15 protein-coding genes are annotated in these 15521 nt (G+C 41.9%); 11 read left to right on the top strand and 4 right to left on the bottom strand.

What is annotated here, in order from left to right; translation table 11 throughout:
* Positions 1 to 226 precede the first annotated feature (226 nt).
* Positions 227 to 1444, bottom strand: coding sequence for an N-acetylglucosamine-6-phosphate deacetylase (gene nagA, locus HWQ58_RS32845; protein WP_292872216.1), 1218 nt, complete (start codon positions 1442 to 1444; stop codon positions 227 to 229).
* Positions 1445 to 1589: 145 nt separating this feature from the next.
* On the opposite strand from nagA, the gene purE reads away from it, so the two are divergent.
* The 6 genes from purE to cysW all read left to right on the top strand — a co-directional run bounded on the left by purE (position 1590) and on the right by cysW (position 6742).
* Positions 1590 to 2108 (top strand): 5-(carboxyamino)imidazole ribonucleotide mutase, encoded by a 519-nt coding sequence (purE, locus tag HWQ58_RS32840; RefSeq protein ID WP_292872195.1) that lies wholly within the window; start codon positions 1590 to 1592, stop codon positions 2106 to 2108.
* 108 nt (positions 2109 to 2216) lie between these two features.
* Positions 2217 to 2516 (top strand): putative quinol monooxygenase, encoded by a 300-nt coding sequence (locus tag HWQ58_RS32835; protein ID WP_292872194.1) that lies wholly within the window; start codon positions 2217 to 2219, stop codon positions 2514 to 2516.
* A gap of 153 nt (positions 2517 to 2669) precedes the next feature.
* Positions 2670 to 3449, top strand: a complete 780-nt coding sequence (locus HWQ58_RS32830; RefSeq protein WP_292872193.1) for a class II glutamine amidotransferase — start codon at positions 2670 to 2672, stop codon at positions 3447 to 3449.
* Positions 3450 to 3768: 319 nt separating this feature from the next.
* Positions 3769 to 4923 (top strand): sulfate ABC transporter substrate-binding protein, encoded by a 1155-nt coding sequence (locus HWQ58_RS32825; protein WP_292872192.1) that lies wholly within the window; start codon positions 3769 to 3771, stop codon positions 4921 to 4923.
* 93 nt (positions 4924 to 5016) lie between these two features.
* On the top strand, positions 5017 to 5877 hold the full coding sequence (gene cysT / locus HWQ58_RS32820; RefSeq protein ID WP_292872191.1) for a sulfate ABC transporter permease subunit CysT: 861 nt from the start codon (positions 5017 to 5019) through the stop codon (positions 5875 to 5877).
* Positions 5864 to 6742 (top strand): sulfate ABC transporter permease subunit CysW, encoded by an 879-nt coding sequence (gene cysW, locus HWQ58_RS32815; protein ID WP_292872189.1) that lies wholly within the window; start codon positions 5864 to 5866, stop codon positions 6740 to 6742. The genes cysT and cysW overlap by 14 nt, the downstream gene beginning before the upstream one ends.
* Before the next feature lie 147 nt (positions 6743 to 6889).
* Here cysW and HWQ58_RS32810 read toward each other — a convergent pair whose 3' ends face one another.
* The gene (locus tag HWQ58_RS32810) at positions 6890 to 7018 is read right to left on the bottom strand and encodes a hypothetical protein (protein ID WP_292872187.1); all 129 of its coding nucleotides are present in this window, start codon (positions 7016 to 7018) and stop codon (positions 6890 to 6892) included.
* A 478-nt stretch (positions 7019 to 7496) separates the two neighbouring features.
* On the opposite strand from HWQ58_RS32810, the gene HWQ58_RS32805 reads away from it, so the two are divergent.
* From HWQ58_RS32805 to HWQ58_RS32795, 3 genes are all read left to right on the top strand, one after another.
* Positions 7497 to 8345, top strand: coding sequence for a prohibitin family protein (locus HWQ58_RS32805; RefSeq protein WP_292872214.1), 849 nt, complete (start codon positions 7497 to 7499; stop codon positions 8343 to 8345).
* Between the two features lie 333 nt (positions 8346 to 8678).
* Positions 8679 to 9095 carry a DUF1824 family protein gene (locus tag HWQ58_RS32800; RefSeq protein ID WP_292872185.1) on the top strand — a complete coding sequence of 139 codons (417 nt, stop codon included), beginning with the start codon at positions 8679 to 8681 and terminating at the stop codon, positions 9093 to 9095.
* Positions 9096 to 9167: 72 nt separating this feature from the next.
* Positions 9168 to 11096, top strand: a complete 1929-nt coding sequence (locus tag HWQ58_RS32795; RefSeq protein WP_292872183.1) for an ABC-F family ATP-binding cassette domain-containing protein — start codon at positions 9168 to 9170, stop codon at positions 11094 to 11096.
* A 295-nt stretch (positions 11097 to 11391) separates the two neighbouring features.
* On the opposite strand, the gene HWQ58_RS32790 is transcribed toward HWQ58_RS32795, so the two are convergent.
* Positions 11392 to 11676, bottom strand: a complete 285-nt coding sequence (locus HWQ58_RS32790; protein ID WP_292872181.1) for a peptidase — start codon at positions 11674 to 11676, stop codon at positions 11392 to 11394.
* Between the two features lie 428 nt (positions 11677 to 12104).
* Here HWQ58_RS32790 and HWQ58_RS32785 point away from each other — a divergent pair, with 428 nt between their 5' ends.
* Positions 12105 to 12605 (top strand): DUF4363 domain-containing protein, encoded by a 501-nt coding sequence (locus tag HWQ58_RS32785; RefSeq protein WP_292872179.1) that lies wholly within the window; start codon positions 12105 to 12107, stop codon positions 12603 to 12605.
* Between the two features lie 369 nt (positions 12606 to 12974).
* On the opposite strand, the gene HWQ58_RS32775 is transcribed toward HWQ58_RS32785, so the two are convergent.
* A complete protein-coding gene (locus tag HWQ58_RS32775; protein ID WP_292872177.1) occupies positions 12975 to 13196 on the bottom strand; it encodes a hypothetical protein in 222 nt (73 codons plus the stop codon).
* Positions 13197 to 13364: 168 nt separating this feature from the next.
* Between HWQ58_RS32775 and HWQ58_RS32770 the strand changes: the two genes are divergently transcribed.
* On the top strand, positions 13365 to 15521 hold a 2157-nt coding region (locus HWQ58_RS32770; protein WP_292872175.1), incomplete at its 3' end, for an NB-ARC domain-containing protein.

The raw sequence follows: 15521 nt of genomic DNA, 5'->3' as shown, positions 1-15521 counted from the left end.
AGCCACTCCGCCTCCGGTCAGTTTCAGTCGGGGTTTAAATCCCCCGAAGTTGCCACAACGCGGGGAACCCGCGCAAGGCACTTCTCTTCTCTACGAGACGCTACGCGAACGTTTGAAAATGTCTAAAATGTTTGAATTTTGAATTTTGAATTTTGAATTTTGAATTGTTAAGATGTCTATCTCAGGAATGTACATTTTTACTGAGTATATTAACGCTTCTTCCCTATCACCTTAATTCTTTTACCTGGATGCGAAATTTGCCCAATAATCGCTGCCAAACTAGTTCTTTTTTCGCTTCATCCCAATGCCAGCGCAATAAATTAGCGGCTTGACTTTTGGCAATTCCAGGCAAACCAATCGCTTGTCTAGGTGCATCTGTAGCTAGTAAAATAGCAGTCTCTACATCACAAATCCCCCACTTTACCAAATTCTGCACTCCCACTAATAAGGGTAAAGCCGTCCCCGATAAAGTGCCATCGGCTAGTCGTGCTGTACCGTTTTGAACTCCAATTTGCCGACTGTCCCAAGGATAGATGCCATCAGGTAGCCCCAGAGGTGAAAGGGCATCGCTAACGAGGAACAGCCCTTTTTCTTGATAGCTAGCGCGAAGTAATATTTGTAGCATCGTGGGCGAAACGTGTTCACCATCAGCAATAAAACCACACATCACATCAGGATGAGTAATTGCTGCCCCTAATAATCCTGGTTCGCGGTGATGCAATGGTGGCATGGCATTGAAAGCATGAGTTACCATCGTTGTACCGAGTTCAAAAGCAAGTTGCGCTTGGGTTGATGTTGCCTGAGAATGTCCTAAGCTAACGGTAATCCCTAAAGAACGCAAATATGGAATTACTTCGCCTGTGGGATCTAACTCCGGCGCTAGGGTGATGACTTTTACAACATGGGCATAATCACCCAAAACCCGCTTTACCTCGTCAATTGTTAAGGGTAACAAGTACTCTGCTGGGTGTGCGCCGCGCTTTTGGTAATTCAAAAATGGGCCTTCTAAATGTACTCCGAGAATCTTGGCAGCTGACCTTACCCCCAACTCCTCTCTGTCAACGGAAAGGGGAGTAAAATTAGTAATGACTGCAAGCGATCGCTGAATCTTTTCTACTGAAGTTGTCACAAATGTCGGTAAAAATCCATCTACCCCGACATCCCACAAAAATTGCGTTATTTTCTGGAGTACATGAGCATTTTCAGCCGTCAAATCAGGAAATGCCAAACCCAACGCACCGTTAATTTGCAAATCAACGCCACCCAATGAAATCCAGTCACCTGCAACATCTATCACGGATGCACAGATGTCCTTCTTGACTGTACCCATTGGCAAGATTTGCTCAATTATGCCCTGTTGATTAACCAAGAGCATCTGCAAATCTTTGTAACCAGGTACTCTAGCATTGATAATATCTACAGTATTTTGTGTTGCTTGGGTCATCATACTGACGAGAAAAGAACTAAATCTGATTTTAGATGCAACCAACATCAATGAATCAATTCAAACAACGCAAATAGATGAGATGATGATCCGCATCACCTCGCTTGCATAATTTTGAATTTTAAATTTTGAATTTTGAATTATTATGACTCCCTTAGTTGGTATTATTATGGGCAGCGATTCCGATTTGCCCACTATGAAAGATGCGATCGCAGTTTGTGAAGAATTTGGCATTGAGAGCGAAGTGGCGATCGTTTCGGCTCACCGTACCCCAGAACGTATGGTGCAATATGCTCAACTTGCACACCAACGCGGTATTAAGGTAATTATTGCAGGTGCAGGTGGTGCTGCCCATCTACCTGGAATGGTAGCGTCTTTAACTCCCCTTCCTGTGATCGGTGTTCCTGTACCCACTCGGAACTTACAAGGTGTAGATTCTTTGTATTCTATTTTACAGATGCCTGGTGGTATTCCTGTGGCAACAGTAGCGATCGGTAATGCCAAAAATGCCGGACTTTTAGCAGTACAAATCCTCGCAACTTATCAATTAGAATTGCTAGAAAAAGTGCAACAATATCGCCAAACCTTATGTGAATCAGTAATTGCAAAGCAAGCAAAACTAGAACAACTAGGCTATGAGCAATATTTACAGCAGATGTTTTAATAAATATTAATAGCAGGGAAGCAGAGCAGCACAGGAGCAGCGAAAGAATTCCTAACTATTGACTTAATGACCAATGACCAATGACAAATGACAAATGACAAATGACAAATGACAAACCAAACTATTCGCATTGTTGCCCATATTATTGCTTTGCCTAACAAAGTAGAAGAACTAAAAGCTGTACTGTTGGAACTCATTGAGCCAACCCGTCAGGAAGCAGGTGCGATCGAGTATAAACTTTTGCAAAATCAAGACGATCCAACAGACTTTACTTTTGTAGAGGAGTGGACTTCTCAAGAAGCCCTAAATACTCATCTAGATTCACCCCATTTCCAAGCGGCAGCAGCTAAACTCGAAGGTTTAGTGACTGCTGCACCAGATATCCGCCGCTACCATCTTTTGGCATAATGTCATCTTACTAACTAGAAGCAGACTCTTTATTTTTGGGGATCATTTGGAATATCTCAGCCTTAAATTCTAAGATTGAAGCGATCGCTCCAGAATCAATGCAGCATTCTGAAGTATCTTGATCCTGAGACCTTAGTCAAAAATTGAGAACTAATGTGCCAATTGCTCGGAATGAATTGCAATGTTCCAACGGATATTTGCTTTTCTTTTGAAGGGTTTTCTGCACGGGGAGGAAAAACGGATGACCATCGCGATGGTTGGGGCATTGCTTTCTTTGAAGGAAAGGGATGTCGAATGTTTTTAGACGCTCAACCTTCTGTTGTTTCTCCGGTAGCGGAGTTTGTGCGGAGTTATCCTATCCACTCAACCCATGTCATAGCCCATATCCGCAAAGCTACTCAGGGTGAAATTGCCCTGCACAACTGCCATCCTTTCCGCAGAGAATTGTGGGGTCAGTATTGGGTGTTTGCCCACAACGGTAATTTGCCAGATTTTGCTCCAGAAAATTTGGGTTTTTATCAAGCCGTAGGTGATACCGATAGTGAAAAAGCATTCTGTATGATCCTAGAAACATTGCGATCGCGCTTTCCTAAAGGTAAGCCCGATATCAAGGAACTGTACTCTGTGCTGCAAGAAATTACTGCCGTAATTGCGAAAGTGGGTATATTTAATTATTTATTGTCAGATGGAGAACACTTTTTTGCTTATTGCTCAACTAATCTCAGCTATATTGTTCGTCAAGCACCCTTTGCTGCTGCCCATTTAATTGACCAAGACATGACCGTAGATTTTCGGGAAGTGACTACTGAACGCGATCGCGTTGCTGTCATTGCTACCACACCCCTGACTGACAACGAAGTTTGGACACAAATCCAAACAGGGGAATTACTAGTTTTTCAGGATGGACTACCCCTGAAATATGCACTCAGTTAAGAATCTCATTTTGTTGGCGAATTCAAAAATTAACCAGAAATTTTTCCCATTTAGATACTATCTAGATGGGTTTTGTTTTTCTTGACACATTCCTTAGCAAGTTGCTTGATCCACGAGGTAGCGAATTGTGATGACAACTTGATAGTTAAAAATAAAAGTATTTGTAATTCCTCACAGAACTGGTAGAATCACCATATTCTTGATAAAGAATGTGAGGTTTTTTAGTGTTTGCAACTAGATACATGGAATCATCCAGTATTATAAACAGTATATAGCTGTATTCCCATCAATTATCTGTAGATTTAATGGAGGAAATGGAATGAGTTTATGGCAACGCCCACTGAAAAGATTACAAGCGATCGCGTTTAATAGAACCTATCGGTTCAGACTAAATTCGCTCAAAGGCTTTGTATCACTCTTTTTAGTAGGTACTGTATTGAGTGTAGCCCTTGCCGCCTGCTCAGGTGGAGGAACTGGGAATAATTCTGCCTCTGAAACCCCTGCTGCTAGTGCTACTCCTGTGGCTGCAAGTAAAGATAATGTTGAACTAACTCTGGTTTCCTTTGCAGTTACTAAAGCAGCTCACGAAGCAATTATTCCTAAGTTTGTAGAACAGTGGAAGAAAGATCATAATCAAACAGTCGTCTTCAAGCAAAGCTATGGCGGTTCTGGTTCCCAAACTCGCGCCGTTATTGATGGTTTGGAAGCAGATGTTGTTCACTTGGCACTAGCTGGAGACACCACAAAGATTGAGAAGGCTGGATTGATTCAGCCAGGATGGGAGAAAGAAGTTCCCAACAATGGTATTGTCTCCAAATCTGTTGCAGCAATAGTCACTCGTTCCGGCAATCCTAAAGGCATCAAGAACTGGCAAGATTTAGCCAAAGACGGTGTGAAATTGATTACTGCTAACCCCAAAACTTCTGGCGGTGCTAAGTGGAATTTCTTAGCACTATGGGATTCTGTAATTAAAACAGGTGGCGATGAGGCTAAAGCTACTGAATTTGTGACTAAAGTTTACAAAAATGTGCCAATCTTGCCTAAAGATGCGCGGGAAGCTACTGATACATTTGCCAAGCAAGGGCAGGGAGATGTCTTAATCAATTACGAAAATGAAGTGATTTTGGCACAGCAAAAGGGCGAGAAGGTTGAGTATGTCGTTCCCGATGTGAATATATCTATTGACAATCCGATCGCTGTGGTAGATAAAAACGTCGATAAGCACGGAACCCGCGAAGTTGCTGAAGGTTTTGTGAAATACCTCTATAGCCCAGAAGCACAGCAAGAGTTTGTTAAATTGGGATTCCGTCCTGTGGATGAGACTTTAGCTCAAAACAAGGAAGTCACAGACAAATTTCCCAAACTGAAAACTCTGGGTACAGTTGCAGACTTAGGCGGTTGGGGAGCAATCGATCAGAAGTTCTTCGCAGATGGGGGCGTGTTTGATAAGATTCAAGCCCAAGCTAAACGGTAATTAGTCATTAGTCAATGGTCGGTGGTCAGTAGAAAAAACAACCGACCACTGACAAAAAACTTTTTTTAAAATTAAAATTTTGAATTTTTGACTATGACATCTGTATCTCCTTCTGTGGAAGTTGAACGCGAAACGCCATTCTGGAAAAGATTGGGGCGGGTTCCGTGGACTTGGCGAATCACCATTGCATACCTGACGGTGATGTTGTTTATCCCTATTGCTGCCATGTTCCTGAAAGCAAGTACGGAACCTCCGGCGAGATTTTGGGCGATCGCAACCAGTGATATCGCATTAGACACCTACAAGGTAACTTTTGGGACGGCAATATTTGCTGCCTTACTCAATGGTGTATTTGGAACTTTGATTGCTTGGGTTCTGGTTCGCTACGACTTTCCCTTAAAGCGCTTGATTGACGCCACAGTGGATTTACCCTTTGCACTACCAACTGCCGTAGCAGGACTAACCCTGGCAACAGTTTACAGCGATAATGGCTGGCTAGGTTCGCTACTAGCACCACTGGGAATTAAGGTGTCTTTTACCCGCACGGGAGTAGCGGTAGCAATGATATTTATCTCACTACCTTTTATTGTGAGAAGTGTGCAACCCGTACTTCAGGAAATGGAACATGAAATTGAAGAAGCCGCCTGGTGTCTGGGTGCTTCTCAATGGCAGACTTTCTGGAAAGTGATTTTGCCACCTTTATTTCCCACAATTTTAACTGGTGTTGCTTTGGGTTTCTCCCGTGCAGTTGGGGAATATGGGTCAACTGTGATTATCTCTTCCAATACGCCATTCAAAGATTTGATTGCTCCTGTGCTGATTTTCCAGCGATTAGAGCAGTATGACTATTCTGGTGCAACAGTAATTGGCATAGTTTTACTATCAATTTCGTTGGTACTGCTATTGGCAATTAATTTCTTACAAGCATGGGCAAGGCGATATGACAGTAGATAAGCCAAGTTTTCACTCATCATCTGGGTCTGATACAGATACAACCAAGCCTAAAGAGCAGAAGAGTTGGGTGCCAATAGTTTTAATTGGTATAGCGATCGCTTATTTAGCCTTAGTTCAATACATCCCGGCAATTAACGTTTTTGTCCAAGCCTTCAGCAAAGGAGTTGGGCCATTTCTATCCAACCTGACGCGACCAGCTTTTCTCCATGCAGCTTGGCTGACACTGTTGCTAGCTGCGATCGCTCTACCTGTGAATACAGTGTTTGGACTATGTGCAGCTTGGGCGATCGCTCGTCATAAATTTCCTGGACGCGCCGTAGTTTTGAGCATTATTGACCTGCCCTTTTCAATTTCGCCCGTAGTTGCAGGATTAATGATTGTGCTACTTTACGGACGCAATGGCTGGTTTGGCCCTTGGCTCCAGGCTCATGATATCAAGATTATCTTTGCCTTTCCAGGTATGGTGTTGGCTACAGCCTTCGTGAGTATGCCCTTTGTGGCGCGAGAAGTGATTCCGGTTTTAGAAGAGTTTGGTAAGGATCAAGAAGAAGCTGCTAGAACTTTAGGTGCGAAAGATTGGCAGATATTTTGGCGCGTCACCCTACCCAGTATCCGTTGGGGTTTACTCTACGGTTTAATTTTGACCAATGCCAGAGCAATGGGTGAATTCGGAGCAGTTTCAGTCGTGTCTGGCAACATTGCTGACCAAACCCAGAGCCTACCACTGTTTGTAGAAGACGCTTACAAACAATATGAAACTGAAGCGGCTTTCTCTGCGGCTGTACTGTTAGCGTTGCTAGCAGTAGTAACCTTGGTGCTGAAGGAGATTCTAGAACGAAAAACCCGCATTAAAGATGTTGAATAGAATCCTCAGAGAATAAACTAAAAATCTAAAACTTCAAAACTATTCGCGATCGCACTTAATCCTATTGGCGCGATCGCTTTTCATTTTTGACTACTTAATAATATTGAATTCCAATAAAAACTTCTTTAGTTAATTCCCCGAATGCGTTTACTCCTGAATCGCGCCTCTTTTATAGCCGTAGCCACTAATGTTAGGACAATGTTGATTGCTAAAAGCCTTGATATAACTGGGTTTATACTCAGCACGGGCTAAACGCCCCGCTTCTGCTAACAGCACTCAGCACTTTGCTATATGTGGGGCGTTAAGGTGATTCGTGCGTTCTCTAGTTCGGGCTAATCAAAGCGCGTAGCGTCTCGCAAAGAAGGGGCTGACTCACTCAAAGCTAACGTCACTGAACAGGGTGAAAAATTGCTAGGTGGTAAGCACATCCAAGGAAAACTGATGAGTAAAGTAGTAAACTTACTGTCCTAAGAATTGTGTAAAATAATTCCTCTGACCTGATGCTATTAACTCTTCATCCAAATGAAGGGTTTTGAAATCTCTCAAACTTTCAGTTACCCTGAAACTTAAACTAGTAACTGAGTTTATTCAAGAACTGGGAACACAACTCTTGGAAAGACTGTGCCAACGACAAGCTCAGTGCATCGTTGGGCACTGGGAGACAAGGGGACAAGGTGAATAACCATATCCAATGCCTAATGACAAATGACCAATGACAAATGACAAATGACAAACTCATATTGGAGAGATGAATTTGAAAAATCAGCAATTGGGTAATTGGCAAACCACAGTTTTGGGAATTGTCTTAGCAATACTAGTGATTATCGGGCTAAATTCCTTTATTATTATCAACCCAGGACAAGCAGGAGTAATTAGCATCTTGGGTAAAGCGAGAGATGGCGCTTTATTGGAAGGTATTCATTTAAAACCGCCTTTTATCACCGTGATAGATGTGTATGATTTGACGGTGCAAAAATTTGAAGTACCAGCGGAGAGTTCCACTAAAGATTTGCAAAATTTATCTGCGAGATTTGCAATTAACTTTCGCCTCGATCCGATAAAGGTAGTTGAAGTTAGAAGGAAACAAGGAACATTAGCGAATATTGTATCAAAAATCATTGCGCCCCAAACACAAGAAGTATTTAAAATTGCCGCAGCTAGAAGAACAGTAGAAGAAGCGATTACCAAAAGAAGTGAATTGAAAGAAGACTTTGATAATGCCTTAGGCGATCGCTTAGACAAATATGGGATAATTGTGTTAGATACTAGCGTAGTTGATTTAGCATTCTCACCAGAATTTGCCAGAGCAGTTGAAGAAAAACAAATTGCTGAACAACGGGCGCAAAGAGCAGTTTACGTAGCACGTGAAGCTGAACAAGAAGCACAAGCAGATGTGAATCGTGCTAAAGGTAGGGCAGAAGCTCAAAGACTCTTAGCAGAAACACTCAAAGCCCAAGGAGGGCAGTTGGTTCTGCAAAAAGAAGCAATTGAAGCTTGGAAGACTGGCGGCGCTCAGATGCCTAAAGTCCTGGTTATGGGTAGTGACTCAAAAAATGGCGTACCCTTCATATTCAACCTTGGGAATGTCCAAAATCAACCGTAAAAGGGAAGTGGACATGAGATAACAAGCTCTAAAATTATAAAAATTGCTCTGAACTCAGACAAATTTTACAATACATTGGACGATTCCCAATTCAAAATCTAAAATCCAAAATGGTATCAGTTGGGCTAGTACCACAAGGCGGAAGTCAAAAGTCAAAAGTCAAAAGAAATACAGCGTAAACGTTTCGTTGATTTGAAATGGTGAGGCAGTCGCTCAGAGGGGGTTCCCCCCATGAGGAACTGCCGAACCCGAAGGGGTTGTTTATTTCCGCCGCGCTGTACTAGTCCCAACTCAAACACCAGAGAAAAATCAACCAATTCATAACCAAACTTTATGTCAACCCCCAATTCTCAGAATCTTACCGCCGAAGAAGCGAAAAAATTACTGAACAAATTCAACTGCCTAGACATTGCTCCTATCCTCAACTCATCAGAAAAAGTAGTAATTCGTAATGCCTTAATTTTACTCACCAAGCTTACTGATTACCAAATATTAGGAATTTGTGCTGATACAGCAGAAGAAGGAATATTGGCGATGAAAACCTATTCTCTGGCTTTGGGTTATGAACCACCAAATAATTTACTTACACCTGAAGGCCCAGTTTATATCAAATTAAATGGGAAAAATGGCTTGTGTTATCTCGATTCCTATGATGGACATCATCGTGGTGTATTAGTATCTTGCCAGTCTTATGACGAAGATGGAATCAACGAAATGTATGGACACCTTCCCTTGGATTTATTTGTATAGAATTCGGCGAATGTAGGTAGGGGATGAGCCTTGCCTACTCACTAATGAAAAATAATTAATGACTTCAATCTTATGAGTATTATTACACTACAATCAGCAAAAAAGGACTTTGGCATCAAGGAAATTTTAAAAGATGCTAGCTTTAGCCTTGATGCTACTGATAAAGTTGGATTAATTGGTACTAATGGTTCTGGTAAATCAACCTTATTAAAAATGATTGCCGGATTAGAATCCATTGATAGCGGTCAAATTTTAATCAACTCTGGTTCTAAAATTATCTACTTACCCCAACAGCCAGATTTAGATGATAATCACACAGTTTTAGAGCAAGTTTTCGCCGACAGTGGCGAACATACGGCTTTAGTACGCGAGTATGAAGAACTTTCTGATAAATTGGTTCACTATCCAGATGATAGTCAACTGATGTCTCGCCTTTCTGTGGTTATGCAACGGATGGATACGAGTGATGCTTGGGAACTAGAAACTAATGCCAAAATCATCCTCACAAAATTAGGAATTTCTGACTTTGATGCCAAGATAAGTACTTTATCTGGAGGCTATCGCAAGCGCATTGCTTTAGCATCAGCCTTGCTATCAGAACCAGATGTTTTGCTCATGGATGAACCGACAAACCATTTAGATGCTCTTTCTGTAGAATGGTTACAAAGTTATTTAAATCGCTATCGTGGCGCACTTTTTCTGATTACCCACGATCGCTACTTTTTAGATCGCGTTACCAATCGGATTATTGAAATCGACCGAGGCGACATTTACACTTATACAGGTAATTATTCATATTACCTCGAAAAGAAGGCTTTAGCTGAAGAATCTGCCGTAAGTAGTCAACGTAAACATCAAGGCTTGTTGCGCCGCGAGTTGGAATGGCTCAAAAAAGGCCCAAAAGCCAGAAGTACCAAGCAAAAAGCTAGAATTGACCGCGCTCACGCTCTGCGGGATACTGAGTTTAAACAAGTTCAGGGTAAAGTTGATATTTCGACAGTTGGTCGTCGCATTGGCAAAAAGGTTATTGAATTAGATAACATTTCTAAGGCATACAATGGACGCACTCTGATTAATAATTTCACTTACGAATTTAGTCCAGAAGACCGCATCGGCATTATTGGCGCTAACGGTGCTGGTAAATCCACTTTAATGGATATAATTACTGGACTGGTTAAGCCAGATTCCGGCATTGCAGAAATTGGTACTACAGTTCATATCGGTTATTTTGATCAGCATTCTGAAGAATTGCTCACAGCCTTAAACGAAAATCAGCGCGTGATTGACTACATCAAAGAAGAAGGAGAATTTATCAAAATTACCGATGGGACTCAAATTACTGCTTCTCAAATGTTGGAGCGGTTTTTGTTTCCTGGTAATCAGCAGTATGCCCCAATTAGTAAACTTTCGGGTGGTGAAAAACGCCGTTTATTTCTGTTGCGGGTTTTGATGAGTGCGCCCAATGTCTTGATTTTAGATGAACCAACGAACGATTTAGATGTTCAGACATTGGCGGTATTAGAGGATTATTTAGAAGATTTTGTCGGGTGTGTAATTGTAGTTTCTCACGATCGCTACTTTCTCGATCGCACCATCGACACAGTATTTTCCTTTGAGGAAGGCGGTAATCTGCGGCAATATCCAGGTAATTACTCGATTTATCTCGACTATAAGAAGGCTGAAGAAGCACAGCAACAAGCTGCTACTACTAAAGAGAAGCCGAAAAATGTCGAAGTCCAAAATGGTGCGGCTTCAGCCAAGGATGGAGAGAATACCAAGCGGCGCAGATTATCCAATTGGGAGAAAAAGGAATTTGAGCAGTTGGAAGGTAAAATTGCCGAGTTAGAGGCCCAAAAGGCAGAAACCGAGAAAACACTAGCAAATGTCTCACCGGGGAATTATAGCCAAGTGCAGAAACTCTATAATCAGGTGGAAAATCTTAAGCAAGCGATCGATGTGGCGACTGAACGCTGGTTAGAATTGGCTGAAATGGAGTCTTGAAATTACTAGCTAGTAAGCCACGGCGTAAATAAACCACTCATTCAAAATCAATGAAATGCTTACACTGTATTCATTTTTAATTTTTAATTCCGCTTTGCGGTACTAGTGGGGTGGCAGGGTAAGCTTATCTAATTTGGTATGATATGAACTTGACAAATTAAAGAAGATAAGGATAAAAAACGCACTTGACAACTGAGCAAGAGAGATCGCTAGAACTCATGGAGGAGATATTACCGTCACCAGTGAAATCGGTGTTGTAGCTGCTTTCAGGTACGTTTGCCATTAGCTTCTTAGTTTAATTATTAGGGTTTTGCCGAGTTTTTTTACCAAATAAACCAGACATATTTAATCCTGTCACCAATAATCCCAAAAGTCCTATTCCGTTTAAAATTGGGTAGATTCCTTGCAGATGAAAGATTTCGCCTGTATGGATACTTAAGAGGAAGCTAGCTGGAACTCCTATACTCACAGACCACTCGCGGACAAACGTTGTTAATATCCCAGTCAGCACGGTTAACATAAGTGGCACAGATAGGATGATGCCAAGGATACGATGATACTTACGAAATGAACGTTTCATGGTATTTTTCCTGTGAGTAGAAACTTTTTCCCAATACAATGTAGGCTCAATATCACCTGAAATGCAAATGAGATGAGAAAAATCGAGTCTTGTCAGACAAGACTCGAAGTCAGTAATTGGTGTGAGGAGTCTTGATAGACTCTGTTCTTAAGGTAAAGCACAGCAAGTAAAAAACTCGGAAAGAGAAAATATTGGTTCTTTCCAAGTTTTTTACCTTGATAGCATTAATATTTGAATGACAAAAATATTAGGTAATATTTTTGTTCATAGTCAGCGTAAAATATGAACGCTAGTACAAGTCGGCAGAAATAAACCTACTATTTCATTACCGTTATAAAACCCAAAATTAAAGCATGAGTGACTTTTGAATTTTGATTTCCGCCTTGCGGTACTAGTCTACACAAACGAGTTTTGATGAGGAGTTTAGAATGAATCGTTTTAATCCAGTACTGATAGTTGCTGCAATCAGCCTAATGACTTTGGTTGGATGCAATAAGGGTGACGAACCTACTGCACAGACGCCACCTGCTGGGAGTTCTGTCTCTGATACAACAGCCACTCCTGCTGCGACAACTAGCCCTGGTGCAGCAGCCACTCCTGCTGCGACAACTAGCTCTGGTGCAGCAGCCACTCCCGCTAAAACAACCGAATTTCAAGGTCTACAAGGTGTTGTTACCAATACTAAGGCCGCAGTTGAGGCGGGAGATTTTACCAAAGCTAAAGGGGAATTTGATAAATTTGAAGATTTCTGGTCAAAGGTTGAGGATGGAGTCAAAGCTAAATCTCCCACTACCTACAAAGAAATTGAAGATAAAGCCGATGAGATTAAGGCAGGACTGAAAGCCTCTGCACCAAATAAACCGAAATTGTCAACAGCTTTAGGGGTTCTTAACAAGGATGTCACTAGTGTAGCCAAGCTTAAGAGCTAAATACATAGACTGAGTATTTGTTGGCTAGTTTGCTAGTAGTACGTCAAGTTGAAATTGATGGATAAGCAAGTTTGTAGTAAGGATTTTAGTCCTGATTATTTTAAGCACTAAAGTGCTTATTACAAACCTTCAAGATTAACTTAGACACTGTGCCGAACTGGAAAAGCATCAGTTTTCTACCACTACTAAACTCAATGGTGAAGCGATTTTTGCAGTAGCGGGTGTTGTGTCAGGAGATAATGCCAGGGGAGACAAAATCAATCGAAATCCTATTTTAGGCGATCGCACTTCCACAACATGCTACTATCTCTCATAAACTGCGTAGTTTACCGTCGTAGGCATCGCCTCTGCTTAACACACCCTACCACTTCATCTTTTACTTTTGAGCTTTGGAGAATCGTTTTTCTCCTTTTTATCCTGCAAGTTGCGAATTTTAACCAGCACTGGAATATATTGTTGAATCATCCAAATCAACGCCTCAATGGATGAGTTACCTTGATCAATCTGGCTTTTAGCTTGTAAGCCAATCAAGAATAGTTGCATTGCCAGCAACAAAGCAATGGTTTTACCAAGAATTTGACGAACTTGCATTTGGTTATGCCCCAAAGAGTTGATAGATACAGGTTCTCTTTGGGGTTGTGTCCCTAAGCAAGTACCCTAATCTTGCTGAAAATGCCTTAGAATCTGGATTACATGAGTTTGGGGTGGTAGTTTCAATATGGGGTAGCCTCAAACTTCTTACTCAATTTTTTGGATGTAATGCCACGAACTACCTATGGGCCTCAGATTCAAAAGCGAGTCAAGCGTCTGCTAGAGGCGTTGCTTTGTTTTGTCGATGGAGAATTTGAGGACGATAATTTTAAAATTGAGTCTGACTGGAAAGAAGCAGACAGCGTTAACCCCAAGCTGACTGTGCAGACTACGTTAGTCGTGTTGGAGTTGCTGACTCAAAAAGATAAATATCCTGGCAAGTTAACTAAAGCGCAAATTCGAGAAGCGCTGAATTTGCTGAAAGATTTTTTGAAGATTCTGGAAGATAACCGTCTCCAAACTCAAGGTTCTGATGACTGGCGCTTTACTTTAAAGCTATGGTCAAAGGATAGAGAGAAGAACCTGAAAGGGTTTGATGAAGCGTGGGAAAAGAAAAGACCAAAGAAATCGAAAAAATTAGCAGCCAATTCCACCCAAGATGAGGGTGTTGCTACTGTACCCCAAATTAAACTTACTCTATTTCAAGCGCCACCTTTACCCACATATTTTGTAGAACGCCCAGAGTACAGCGATGATTTAAAGACTCGTCTTTTAAATGGTTCATCGTCTGATAGTCGCACTTTAGTAATTACTGCGATTCACGGTTTGGGTTCAGTGGGCAAATCTACTTTAGCTGCGGCTTTAGCCCATAATGCAGAAATACAATCTCGTTTTTGTGATGGCATTCTTTGGGCAACATTAGGTCAACAACCCAATGTGCTGGCTTTACTTAGTGGCTGGGTGCAAGCATTAGGAGACTATAGCTTTAAGCCTACAAGTGTAGAAGCAACTTCCTCGCATTTGCGGACTCTGCTTTATGACAAGGCTGTGTTGCTGGTGGTGGATGATGCTTGGAATACCGAAGATGCACGAGCATTTAATTTTGGTGGGGCGCGTTGTCAAGTTTTAGTAACTACTCGTGAAGGTCACATTGCCGATGCCTTAGCAGCCAACACCTACAGCCTGGATATAATGAAACCAGATCAGGCAATGGAATTGCTGACCAAGAAATTAAGACGCGAGATTACAGGCACAGAACGTCACTCAGCAGAAAATTTAGCCAAAGGTGTTGGTTATCTTCCCCTAGCATTGGAACTCGCAGCCGCCGAAGTTGCCTGTGGTACGACTTGGAATGAACTGTTGGCGGATATTCAGCAAGAAGTTGCCAGATTAACAAGTTTTGACCGACCGGAAGCCGAAGAAATTACTGATGAGGCTAGTTTAAAACGCCTGAGTTTAACCGCATCATTAAATTTGAGTGTCAAGAGAATACCACCAGAAAAGCAGCAGCATTTCTCTTGGTTAGGGGTATTGCCGGAGGATGTCAACATTAATAAGATGATGGCGGCAACGCTGTGGCAGATGGATGAGCGTGATGCTGCCAAGATGTTGCAATATTTACGGAATAAAGCATTGCTATTAACAGGAGTACCGCTTGCTGATGGTATGCCTACCTATCGCTTACATGACTTATTCCACGATTTAGCTTGTAATTTGTTAACTGCTCCCTCTGAGCCAAAGCGCCCAGGAGATTTGGCTGGGTTGGGTTTAAACCTTACTGATGCTCACGCTGCTTTTTTAAACAAGTATCGGCAGAAAACCCAGAATGGTTTATGGCATACTTTACTCGATGATGGTTACATTCATCAGTATTTAGTTTGGCATTTGGAAAAGGCTGGACAGTTTGAAGAGATTCACCAGTTATTGCGGGAAGAGTCTGCAACTGGAAGCAATGGCTGGTATGAAGTGCGAGAACAATTGTCACAAACTGGCGGTTACATCACAGATATTTCTCGTGCCTGGGAACTAGTAGAATCGAATTGGACTGAATCAACACTGTCTCAAGTTGTGAGTTGGCAGTGTCGCTATGCTTTGATTATTGCATCCCTTAATAGTATGGCAGCTAATGTGCCAGTAAAACTACTGCTTGCCTTAGTCAAAAACAAGAAGTGGACTCCTCAACAAGGACTAGCTTACGCCCTGCAAAAACCAAATCCACAGCAAAAAGTCAACTCGCTGGCAAAACTAGTCAATTATTTGCCACCAAATCTTCAAGAATTAGCACTGCAAAAAGCCCTTGCTGCTGCCAGGGTGATTCAGTCTGAGTTAAATCGTGCTGATGCCTTGAGTGCCTTAGCTGACAAACTGCCAGATATATTGCCAGAA

The sequence above is a fragment of the Nostoc sp. LPT genome, assembly GCF_017115165.1.
In the GTDB taxonomy this organism is placed as follows: Bacteria; Cyanobacteriota; Cyanobacteriia; order Cyanobacteriales; family Nostocaceae; genus Nostoc.
The sequence above is the reverse complement of the archived record's forward strand: the minus strand, read 5'-3'. Positions and strand labels throughout refer to the sequence as shown.

Excerpts from the sequence above, each read along its gene's own strand:
- HWQ58_RS32830 (WP_292872193.1), top strand. The coding sequence starts at position 2,670 with ATGTGCCAATTGCTCGGAATGAATTGCAATGTTCCAACGGATATTTGC.
- HWQ58_RS32825 (WP_292872192.1), top strand. The coding sequence starts at position 3,769 with ATGAGTTTATGGCAACGCCCACTGAAAAGATTACAAGCGATCGCGTTT.
- HWQ58_RS32790 (WP_292872181.1), bottom strand. The coding sequence starts at position 11,676 with ATGAAACGTTCATTTCGTAAGTATCATCGTATCCTTGGCATCATCCTA.
- cysW (WP_292872189.1), top strand. The coding sequence starts at position 5,864 with ATGACAGTAGATAAGCCAAGTTTTCACTCATCATCTGGGTCTGATACA.
- nagA (WP_292872216.1), bottom strand. The coding sequence starts at position 1,444 with ATGACCCAAGCAACACAAAATACTGTAGATATTATCAATGCTAGAGTA.
- purE (WP_292872195.1), top strand. The coding sequence starts at position 1,590 with ATGACTCCCTTAGTTGGTATTATTATGGGCAGCGATTCCGATTTGCCC.
- HWQ58_RS32775 (WP_292872177.1), bottom strand. The coding sequence starts at position 13,196 with ATGCAAGTTCGTCAAATTCTTGGTAAAACCATTGCTTTGTTGCTGGCA.
- HWQ58_RS32795 (WP_292872183.1), top strand. The coding sequence starts at position 9,168 with ATGAGTATTATTACACTACAATCAGCAAAAAAGGACTTTGGCATCAAG.
- cysT (WP_292872191.1), top strand. The coding sequence starts at position 5,017 with ATGACATCTGTATCTCCTTCTGTGGAAGTTGAACGCGAAACGCCATTC.
- HWQ58_RS32785 (WP_292872179.1), top strand. The coding sequence starts at position 12,105 with ATGAATCGTTTTAATCCAGTACTGATAGTTGCTGCAATCAGCCTAATG.
- HWQ58_RS32800 (WP_292872185.1), top strand. The coding sequence starts at position 8,679 with ATGTCAACCCCCAATTCTCAGAATCTTACCGCCGAAGAAGCGAAAAAA.
- HWQ58_RS32835 (WP_292872194.1), top strand. The coding sequence starts at position 2,217 with ATGACAAACCAAACTATTCGCATTGTTGCCCATATTATTGCTTTGCCT.